Source organism: uncultured Kordia sp. (genome assembly GCF_947496985.1).
Lineage (GTDB): Bacteria > Bacteroidota > Bacteroidia > Flavobacteriales > Flavobacteriaceae > Kordia.
In genome coordinates this window covers 1-2500 of the sequence record NZ_CANMEZ010000020.1, presented here as the reverse complement: position 1 = coordinate 2500, position 2500 = coordinate 1, and the positions used below count along the sequence as shown (strand labels likewise).

Sequence of the window (2500 nt, the reverse complement as noted above, 5' to 3'; positions counted from 1 at the left end):
TTCTTTTCACCTTTCCCTCACGGTACTAGTTCACTATCGGTCTCTCAGGAGTATTTAGCCTTAGCGGATGGTCCCGCCAAATTCACACAGGGTTACACGTGCCCCGCGCTACTCAGGATACCACTATCAATAATTAATCTTACCTATACGGGACTATCACCCTCTTTGGTCGCTCTTTCCAAAGCGTTCTAATTCAATTAACATCAAATGTCGTGGTCCTACAACCCCAATATTGCCGTAACAACATTGGTTTGGGCTATTCCGCGTTCGCTCGCCACTACTAGCGGAATCACTTTTGTTTTCTTCTCCTCCGGGTACTTAGATGTTTCAGTTCTCCGGGTTTGCTCCATCTCTGGTGACATATCTTCAATATGCCGGGTTGCCCCATTCGGATATCTGCGGATCACAAAGTATGTGCCTCTCCCCGCAGCTTTTCGCAGCTTATCACGTCCTTCATCGCCTCTGAGAGCCTAGGCATTCCCCATACGCCCTTACTTAGCTTATTGTACTTTTTGTCTCTTTATTATTTTTGTTCTCTCGAAGATTATTTTATAAATCTCGTTTCTCTTTTATCTCAATATGTCAATGAACTTTTTCAACCTATTTACATATAAGTCGATCGTGGAGAATATCGGAGTCGAACCGATGACCTCCTGCGTGCAAGGCAGGCGCTCTAGCCAGCTGAGCTAATCCCCCATAACGAAATTCAGAATCTTTGAATTCAGAATTATGAATGTTGAATCCTCTAACTTCCAGAATTTCCTTTAAATACTATTGTAGTCTCAGGCAGACTCGAACTGCCGACCTCTACATTATCAGTGTAGCGCTCTAACCAGCTGAGCTATGAGACTCTACTTGTATTTCGTTCAATTTCTTAATTAACAGCTAAGCAAAAACAATCCATCGATCGTTTATTATATCTTTATCATTTCTCTAGAAAGGAGGTGTTCCAGCCGCACCTTCCGGTACGGCTACCTTGTTACGACTTAGCCCCAGTTACTAGTTTTACCCTAGGCAGCTCCTTACGGTCACCGACTTCAGGTACCCCCAGCTTCCATGGCTTGACGGGCGGTGTGTACAAGGCCCGGGAACGTATTCACCGGATCATGGCTGATATCCGATTACTAGCGATTCCAGCTTCACGGAGTCGAGTTGCAGACTCCGATCCGAACTGAGATAGGTTTTATAGATTCGCTCCTACTTGCGTAGTGGCTGCTCTCTGTACCTACCATTGTAGCACGTGTGTAGCCCAGGACGTAAGGGCCGTGATGATTTGACGTCATCCCCACCTTCCTCGCGGTTTGCACCGGCAGTCTTGTTAGAGTCCCCACCACTACGTGCTGGTAACTAACAACAGGGGTTGCGCTCGTTATAGGACTTAACCTGACACCTCACGGCACGAGCTGACGACAACCATGCAGCACCTTGTAAACTGTCCGAAGAAAACTCTATCTCTAAAGCTGTCAGTCTACATTTAAGCCCTGGTAAGGTTCCTCGCGTATCATCGAATTAAACCACATGCTCCACCGCTTGTGCGGGCCCCCGTCAATTCCTTTGAGTTTCAATCTTGCGATCGTACTCCCCAGGTGGGTTACTTATCACTTTCGCTTAGCCACTCAGACCGAAGTCCAAACAGCTAGTAACCATCGTTTACGGCGTGGACTACCAGGGTATCTAATCCTGTTCGCTCCCCACGCTTTCGTCCCTCAGCGTCAGTATATAATTAGTGATCTGCCTTCGCAATCGGTATTCTATGTAATATCTATGCATTTCACCGCTACACTACATATTCTAACCACTTCATTATAACTCAAGTCATTCAGTATCAAAGGCAATTTTACAGTTGAGCTGCAAACTTTCACCTCTGACTTAAACAACCGCCTGCGGACCCTTTAAACCCAATGATTCCGGATAACGCTTGGATCCTCCGTATTACCGCGGCTGCTGGCACGGAGTTAGCCGATCCTTATTCGTAGAGTACCGTCAAACAAATACACGTATCTGCGTTTCTTCCTCTATAAAAGAAGTTTACAACCCATAGGGCAGTCTTCCTTCACGCGGCATGGCTGGATCAGAGTTGCCTCCATTGTCCAATATTCCTCACTGCTGCCTCCCGTAGGAGTCTGGTCCGTGTCTCAGTACCAGTGTGGGGGATCCCCCTCTCAGGGCCCCTATCTATCGCTGTCTTGGTAAGCCGTTACCTTACCAACTAACTAATAGAACGCATGACCATCTAATACCGATAAATCTTTAACTATAATCCCATGCGAGATCACAGTACCATGAGGTATTAATCCAAATTTCTCTGGGCTATCCCTCTGTATTAGGTAGGTTTCATACGCGTTACGCACCCGTGCGCCGGTCGTCATCTGTAGCAAGCTACAATGTTACCCCTCGACTTGCATGTGTTAAGCCTGCCGCTAGCGTTCATCCTGAGCCAGGATCAAACTCTTCATCGTTGTTTCTTTATATTATAATTTCTTCAACAATAAATATATTC

Annotated in this window: 2 tRNA genes and 2 rRNA genes (1 of these 4 cut by a window edge); all 4 read right to left on the bottom strand. The window is 46.3% G+C overall.

Annotated features, from left to right (window positions below):
• Positions 1–506 (bottom strand): 23S ribosomal RNA (locus Q0828_RS24315); it reaches 2314 nt to the left of the window's first position.
• A gap of 116 nt (positions 507–622) precedes the next feature.
• Positions 623–696 (bottom strand) — tRNA-Ala (locus Q0828_RS24310).
• A gap of 81 nt (positions 697–777) precedes the next feature.
• A tRNA-Ile gene (locus Q0828_RS24305) sits at positions 778–851 on the bottom strand.
• Positions 852–937: 86 nt separating this feature from the next.
• Positions 938–2459: ribosomal RNA gene (locus Q0828_RS24300) — 16S ribosomal RNA — on the bottom strand.
• Together the 16S and 23S rRNA genes with 2 tRNA genes alongside form the textbook arrangement of a ribosomal RNA operon.
• Between the last annotated feature and the right edge of the window lie 41 nt (positions 2460–2500).